Below are 7,269 nucleotides of genomic sequence, written 5' to 3' on the forward strand. Positions count from 1 at the left end.
GACGCCGCTGAGGCGAGATACGATAGATAACGCTTTAAGGACAGCCCAGGTTGGCGCTGGCTGCGAATGCGAGGTATTTCCCCATGCGGAGACCGATCAGTTCGTAGATTGGCTGACGGCTCAGATTAACGCCACGGTCAAGACGATTCGGCTCGCAAAGAGCCGCGCGGCCATTGACTTGCCAACTAGGTCAGTGTCACGTGGAACCGAGGAGGGGATCTCCGGATGAGCGAAGTCGCGAACGACGGCGAAGTCCAGTGGGTCGTTGCGTGCATCGCGCCTGGAGACGTGGCGCCGCATCCAAATTTCCATGTGGAGTCGGTGCAAGACTCGGAACTATTCGCGCTGTTGCTTCAACTCGATCTCGGTGCGTATGCCGATTATCAAGACAAGATGATCGAAGAGGACGGATCAGATTCGTCTGGCGAGAATCACGAGACAGGCCGGCAACTGCTTGACGCAGCGCGGGTAGCCCTCGACTCGGACGAGGCGCACGAGGGCTTAGACCGGCTCAGCACCTTCGTGCGCGAGGCGCACGCACCAATAGGTCAGCGAGTTGCGGCGGCGTTGGTCGCCGCGATGACAGCGAGCGAGGTTGAACGCTTGCCTGGGGCGATACAGCTCATGACCGCTCTACTAGACGAGATTCCGGGCGCTAGCCTTCCTGCATCGTCGTCCGCGCTTCTGCAGGCGGTCCTTTCCCAGCAAGCGGCAGTTCGGTACGTCGAATTTGGTGAAGCGGATTCAGCAAGGGATTATGCAAAGAGAGCGATTAACGCGATCGCAAATGCGGGTGACCAATGGAGCACCTTCTCGGTTTCGAAGGGAATCAGTTGGTCCGCAGGAGAGTCTCAACGACGTGCCTTGGAGCTAATCCGAGAGAATGCAAGGTCGTTGTTGATCGCCACTGCGGACGGGATTCCTGAATCATGGGCCGAGGTTGTGAGATCGAGTCCGCCTATTGCCGAGCTGCGGTCTGCGCGAGATGTCGTCAAGGGGTTGAGTGCGGCAATCGATGGAGCCTTCAAGGAGCGCTTCCCCGGCACAGCGGTCACGCACACGATTTTTCGAAGTGGCAACCCGGTTAGCCAATCACTCTGGTCGGCTCTGATCAACGTAGAACTCTCCGGATCGCTTCACAAGATCGGTCAGTACCGCGAATTGCTGGGCCAAGTTTTGGCGATAGGCGGCGACCGCGACTTGGATAAAGAGTCCGCTACACGCCACGCGATTAGGCTGCTTCGGCAGGCGGATTCGCGGGATGCGCTGAGGCGGCTTCTTCACGGTACTCGTGTCAGCGGGCCGTTACACGTCATGCGAGAAGCGGCGGTGAGCCTTCTTGGTAGGCGTGCCCGGCTCACACCATCCGACATGAGTGTCCTCGAAATGTGTGCGGACCTTCTTGATCAGGGCGAAGTGGATTCTGCCCTTCTCCAAGTGTTCGACTACATTGATAATGGCGCGGAAGGCCGCTTGAGAAGGCGTCAAGCCTCAAATCGGCGTAGGGTCGAGATCGCCCTGAAGACTGCGGCAGTTCTTGCGCCACGCTCTTCTCATCAACCAATGATTGCCGAGAAGGCCATTCTCTTGGCTCGGGAGTTGGCTCCGCTGCAGGACGAGGTGGCACTTTCTGCGCTGCTGCGTCTCATCCGAGCCGTATCGTGGCAGGAGGTCACCGGGGAAGTACGACAAGAATGGGTTTTGCTCCTAGCGGACCCCAGGTTCCTATCATTCTTGAGGCCGCTGGACCAAGCCAATTTGTCGAGGGCACTTGTCGGATATGTTGGTCAGGAGATAATCGATGGCTTGACCGGCCTAGAGCGGGTTGTGGCGCTTATCAATGGATGGCTCGGATCGAATCCGAGCCCAAGCGATGCCACCGCGGCCGCTGAGCATTGTCGGAATGTTCTGCAGGACATGGTTAACGAGGCGGACCGGGGCGCCTACTCCGGGCGCGTCTATTCGCCGACGCAGTTGAGTGCTTACTTGATTGTGGAATTTGATCGACAGACTCTATGGGGTCCTCTGCTTGAGGTAATTAGCCATCCAAAGGTTCCGGCCACCGAGAAGGTCTCGGCACTGGGAATTCTATCGACTCGTGCGTTTGCTATTGCTGACGATGTTCGGCGCACTATTGCTAAGGTTTGGGCCGAGCTGCCAGCGAGTGGTCCCGACGTCTTCTTTTCAGGTAACGCCGATGAGCTTGAAGCCGCTTGGCTTAAGCTACTAGTTGCTCACGATGTAGTCCCAATTGCGGAGCTACGGCTAGCCATCCTGCGTTTAGCGTCAAACTCCGAAGCTGATGTAAGAGCATCGGTGGCCGAAGTGTGCTCGATCGCAATCGCCGCGGGGAGACCTGACGGCTGGTTGTTACTGTCTGAACTCCTCCAGCTCTCGGAGGACACGTCAGGGGTTGTGCGGCATTTCGCTGCACGTGGACTCGCAGTAGCAAGTGAACTCGATGTGCCACAACGTGACCTCGCACGTGCACGCTTGTTGAGCCTTTTGCTGGACCCAGGAATCAGTACTGTTCTCGGTGTATTGAAAGGATTTGGGGATATTCCGGAGGGCGGGAAGGCAAGGGGAGGAGAGCGCCTGTGGTGCTTGAAGCAGGTACTAGAGCTGTCGACATCGCATCCGTCGGACAACGTAAGGAGAGCGGCACGTGAAGTCTTGGGACAAGAGTTTGGCGCCTAGCATTGATTTGAACGGGTGACGTACCTTCGAGATCAAACGGAATAGCCGTGTTCCGCATAGGCCGATGAGCCGCGCTCCCGTGCTGCAATTGCAATTAGTATTCTCCGCGCGAGGCGATCCGGAACATACTCGGCAAATTCGGAAGGTTTAACAAAACGCCATTCCGACAATTCGTTTTCTCCAAGGATGATCTTAGATGCGGCTTCTTTTCCCAGAATTCCAAAATCAAAGATGAATAGTAGCTTGTCGCCCTCACCTAACGCGGGTGCCCAGTCGGTGACGAGATGTTCGCCTGCCTGAATGCTTAGCGTGAGTTCTTCGTGGACTTCGCGAATGCAGGCTGTACGGGGAGACTCTCCAGGCTCGACGTACCCGCCAGGAATGTCCCAGTGAGGTTTGTAGGTCGGCCGGACCAGGAGGACACGTCCGGCCTCGTCAGTAAAGAGTGCTCCGGCGGCGACGCGGGGGCGGGCGAAGGCGGCAGTGTTGGGCGCTTCGGTCACAGGTGGAGCGTAGACCGGCCTGGATTAGTCGAGCACCTTGAGGCGATGGGCGAGGTCGGCCAGGGTCGACGACGGGCGGCCCTTCTGACGTTTGATCCAGGTCAGGACGAGTTGACGGCTCAGGAAGTGGTAGCGGACCTGTTCCGGTCCGATCCGCTCGGCCGCGAGGAGAGTGCTCAGCGCATCGTCGGTGCGGTTCCAGCTGCTGTAGGCGCGGGCGACTTCGAGCGCGTGGCGGACTCGGCGTTCCATCGGCAGGGCTGAGGTGTCGATGCGTGGGCCGAGGTCCATCGCGACTTGGACGTTGCCGAGTTCGCCGGCCGTGGCGACGCGGTGGATCGCGACGTTGGTGGGGCCGAAAGCCGTCCAGACGTGGTTAGCGTCCTGGCCGATCCGCTGGGCGGACTCGTCGGCGGCCTTGAGAAACGTTCGGGTCGTGTCGGTGTCGTTGGCCCGGGCTGCAGCCATGGAGCCGGTGAGGAAGAGCGTCCCGTGTACAGCCAATAGTTCGGGCGACGGGTCGGACAGGTGCGGGTCGAGGTAGCTGGCCGTGTCCTGGATGAGCTGCATGGCCTCGCGGAATCGGCCGGCGGCGAGCAGGGCGTGTGCGACGGACCTCAGCAATGAGCCGATGGCGACCGGGTCGCCTGTGATCCGGGCCGCGGCGAGGCCACGGTCAGCCGCGATCCATGCCAGCTCGACCTCACCGATCTTCGTCATCTGCGTGGCGGCGAGCTGGTAGGTGAAAGCGAGGAGTCGGCGGGCCTGGACCTGGTCGTCACTGTCGTACGCCTCGACGGCGGTCTGACACCGGCTCAGCGTCTCCGGCAGGAGTGTGGTCACGTAGCCGAACCGGGATGCCTGGTACGCCTGCCACAGCTCATCGACCTCTTGAGCGAGGCTGACAAGCGAGGGCATCTCGGCGATCGGGCTCGGGCTGCTGACCGGCGTGATTAGGCGGTAGTCCATGAGGGCGGCGCTCAGGCGCGGGATGGTCTTCGTGCCGCTGTCGGCAACCCACTCCATCAGGGACGGCTCGGCGATCAGGTCGCCGAGGGCGACGTCCAGGGCGTCGGCGAGGTTCTTGATGACAGAGAGCCGATCCAGCTCGATCCGGTCGTTCTCGACCTTGCTCAGCCAGTCGACCGTACGGCCTACAAGGCCGGCCAACACGTCCTGGGACATCCCGCGACGGCGGCGGTACCAGGCGACCCGTTCGCCAATGGTGAGCGTGTTCGTCATCCCGCGCATGTCCCCACTTTCCTCTATCTCGCCGGAACAACCCCAGAAGAATTTTCCGGGTGATGTGTCCAGTTCGGTCGGAGGGTTGTCCTCATGACCGAGCCGAGTGCTGAGCCGCAGTGCCCAGGTTGCCTGGGCGAAAGGTGGAAGTACGTCACGCAACGCACCGACGTTCTCACGTACGCGGTGGAGGACATCCGCTGCCGTGAGCGTCAGGTGTGCCCCGACTGCAACGGCAGCGGGCTGGCGTGGGGTCGGTCGTCGTGAGCGGCGCCGGGACGGGTGCTGGACGGGTGTCGGGCCGTACGAGCCGCGACGCGTACATGAACCCGCCCGTCTCGGTGCCTTCCACCACGGGGGAGGAGCTACGGGCGGGTGACGTGGTCCGGGTCGACGGGGACGCGTCGGTCCAGTTCGCGGACGGGCGTGGGTTTGCGCTCCGGCTGACCTCGGTCGAGCCCCGTGATCGGCTCAGCCGCTGGTGCTGGATCAGCGGCTACGTGCTCAACAAGCGCGGTGATGCGGTCGACCGGCGCACCATCTACGTCCAGTGGGCCGGCCTGCGGCGGGTGCGGCCAGCTGTGGACCGGCAGGTGGCGCACGGCGTGCCGAGGGCGGCGCGGTGAGCACGTACCTGTCCAGCGAAGCGAAGGCCCATCTCCTGCACGCCCAGGTCCTGCTCGACGAACACCCGGTGTCCAGCAGCGACGGACTGTGCCAGAGCTGCGGGACCGACGGGCCGTGCCAGTTGCGCCGGACCGCGCTGCGGGTGTTCGGGAGGTACGGGCGTCTGCCCCGGCGGTGGCCGGGTAAGACCCGACCGGAGCTGATCCGGCTGCGGCGGGTTGTCTGACGACTCAGCTGTTCGCTCAAGCTGCACAGCTTGCAAGGTCATGTTTACGAGCTATACGCTCCTGTTCTGACATGAGTTGACCTTTTACTGAGGCGGGTGACCTGTCGTGGCCTATGAAGTGACGCCGCCGAAGTATCTGCGGGTCCTGAACGCTCTTCGTGAGCGCATCGAGGGTGGCGCACTAGCGCCTGGGGCGGCGCTGCCGTCAGAGAGCCAGCTCGGCACGGAGTTCGCGGTGTCGCGCCCGACCGTACTCAAGGCGCTCGGGATCCTCCGCCAGGATGGCTGGATCGAGTCGCGGCAAGGTATCGGCCACTTTGTCCGGGGCCGCGCGCCGATGGGTCGCACGTCCCCGTACTACCTGCGCGATGCGCTTAATCTCGACGAGACCGTTCAGGCTGAGATGCTGCACGTCGGCCCTGTCCTCGCAGCGCCACGCGTGGCGGCGGCGCTTGGCATTCCGGACGGCACGCCCGTGTACGAACGCCGTCGCCGCACGGTCGCCGACGCCGGCCCGGTCGACCTGGTCTCCGTGTTCATCCCGGTGGAGATCGCGGCCGGTACCGAGATCACCAAGCCGGAGCCAGTCGCGGGCGGCTTGCTCGACTACATCCAGAGCCGCAAGGGCCTACGCGGTGATTACGCCAGCGAACGGCTCACCGCGCGCCGCGCGACCACCGACGAAGCGGCGCTTCTCCAACTTTCCGACAGCGACGCCGTGTTGAGCGTCCTGATCGGCGTCTACCAGTCCTCCGGGGTGCCCATCATGGCGTCGATGCTGGTCATGCCCGGTAGCCGTCACGAGATCGAGGACAGCTACCCGCTCGGCTGAAGATCGTGCTTAAGGATTCTTGGGGCATTATGGGCGATATATATGGCTTCGACGGCTTTTGGCCGATGCCCGGATTGCGGTATATCTTCCACTCGATCACGGAGCTGCGGGCCCGTGGTCGGTTGGTACCCTGCTGAGGTGACCCAAGAGCGTTCCGCTGGGGAAGTCGCAGCCGCAGAACGGCTGGCCGAGGATAGTCCGCGCGGACTGTTCGACGGTTTTGAGGGATACATTACGCCGACCCTTGATGAGTATCGCAAGGCTCTGGCTGATGGCATGGTTGCCATTGACACTAATGTATTGCTGAACCTGTATCGGTTCACCACAGAGGCGCGAGACGATCTGTTGGCTGTCCTTACAGCGTTGGCTAACCGACTCTGGGTCCCCCACCAGGTGGTCGCGGAGTTCTGGCGTAATAGAGAGTCGGTACTTCGAGATCCACGGGGAACCAATAAGGCGATCAACGATTTGACCGATCATCGTGACAAGTCGTTGAACACCTTTCGAAGCTGGGCGAACCGGGTGGCTCTCCCGGAGCAACGTTCCAAGGAACTCCAAGGCGAACTTAGTGCTGCCTTCGATAGTGTGATTATTGGCGTTGATGAGTCTGCAGATCCATCGGCTATCGAGTGGGCGCGGGACACTAGCAAGGATCCTATTCTTCAGTCACTCGGAGAAATTCTTCGAGGGCGTGTCGGACCAGCACTGGATGAGTCGTCGCATGACGCGGCTGTGCGCGAAGGACTTCGCCGTGTCGAGCTGCGGCTGCCGCCCGGCTACATGGATAAGCGCAAGGGCGAGGAGGCGGCTGCCGGAGACTACTTGGTCTGGGAGCAGTTGCTCATCGAGGCCGCGCAGAGGCGTTGTGATGTCGTGCTAGTCACCGGTGACGTTAAGGAAGATTGGTGGCGCGAGGAGAGCGGCGAACGGCGAGGAGCCCGCATCGAACTGGTTGAAGAGATGCGCAAGCGTTCCGGAGGTAGCCTGTTCATGATTCGTCCGGCCCAGCTATTGGAGTACGCTGGCGCGGCCCTCNTTGGCTCTCGGTGGAGGCTTCCGTACAAGAGTCAGTGATTCGGCTCGCCGCCGAACAGGACGGTTATGTTAGCCGCGAACAGATTTACACACTCGGGAGCTATCCC

At 61.7% G+C, this 7,269-nt stretch carries 8 protein-coding genes; 6 read left to right on the forward strand and 2 right to left on the reverse strand.

Annotated features, from left to right (window positions below; genetic code table 11):
- The first annotated feature begins 225 nt into the window (after positions 1-225).
- Positions 226-2,697, forward strand: a complete 2,472-nt coding sequence (locus ABD211_RS18180) for a hypothetical protein (protein WP_344132885.1) — start codon at positions 226-228, stop codon at positions 2,695-2,697.
- A gap of 32 nt (positions 2,698-2,729) precedes the next feature.
- Here ABD211_RS18180 and ABD211_RS18185 read toward each other — a convergent pair whose 3' ends face one another.
- Positions 2,730-3,200 carry an NUDIX domain-containing protein gene (locus ABD211_RS18185; protein ID WP_344132888.1) on the reverse strand — a complete coding sequence of 157 codons (471 nt, stop codon included), beginning with the start codon at positions 3,198-3,200 and terminating at the stop codon, positions 2,730-2,732.
- A 24-nt stretch (positions 3,201-3,224) separates the two neighbouring features.
- The gene (locus tag ABD211_RS18190) at positions 3,225-4,451 is read right to left on the reverse strand and encodes a helix-turn-helix domain-containing protein (RefSeq protein ID WP_344132891.1); all 1,227 of its coding nucleotides are present in this window, start codon (positions 4,449-4,451) and stop codon (positions 3,225-3,227) included.
- 84 nt (positions 4,452-4,535) lie between these two features.
- Here ABD211_RS18190 and ABD211_RS18195 point away from each other — a divergent pair, with 84 nt between their 5' ends.
- The 5 genes from ABD211_RS18195 (at position 4,536) to ABD211_RS18215 (ending at position 7,201) form a co-directional block, all read left to right on the forward strand.
- Positions 4,536-4,709, forward strand: coding sequence for a hypothetical protein (locus ABD211_RS18195; RefSeq protein WP_344132894.1), 174 nt, complete (start codon positions 4,536-4,538; stop codon positions 4,707-4,709).
- Positions 4,710-4,735: 26 nt separating this feature from the next.
- Positions 4,736-5,068, forward strand: coding sequence for a hypothetical protein (locus ABD211_RS18200; RefSeq protein WP_344132896.1), 333 nt, complete (start codon positions 4,736-4,738; stop codon positions 5,066-5,068).
- Positions 5,065-5,295, forward strand: coding sequence for a hypothetical protein (locus ABD211_RS18205; protein ID WP_344132899.1), 231 nt, complete (start codon positions 5,065-5,067; stop codon positions 5,293-5,295). Before ABD211_RS18200 ends, ABD211_RS18205 begins: the two co-directional genes overlap by 4 nt.
- 106 nt (positions 5,296-5,401) lie before the next feature.
- Complete coding sequence (locus tag ABD211_RS18210) at positions 5,402-6,127, forward strand: GntR family transcriptional regulator (RefSeq protein ID WP_344132902.1); 726 nt, start codon at positions 5,402-5,404, stop codon at positions 6,125-6,127.
- A 276-nt stretch (positions 6,128-6,403) separates the two neighbouring features.
- Positions 6,404-7,201, forward strand: a complete 798-nt coding sequence (locus ABD211_RS18215; protein WP_425560452.1) for a PIN-like domain-containing protein — start codon at positions 6,404-6,406, stop codon at positions 7,199-7,201.
- The last annotated feature ends 68 nt before the right edge of the window (positions 7,202-7,269 follow it).

It is taken from the genome of Luedemannella flava, assembly GCF_039528515.1.
Lineage (GTDB): Bacteria > Actinomycetota > Actinomycetes > Mycobacteriales > Micromonosporaceae > Luedemannella > Luedemannella flava.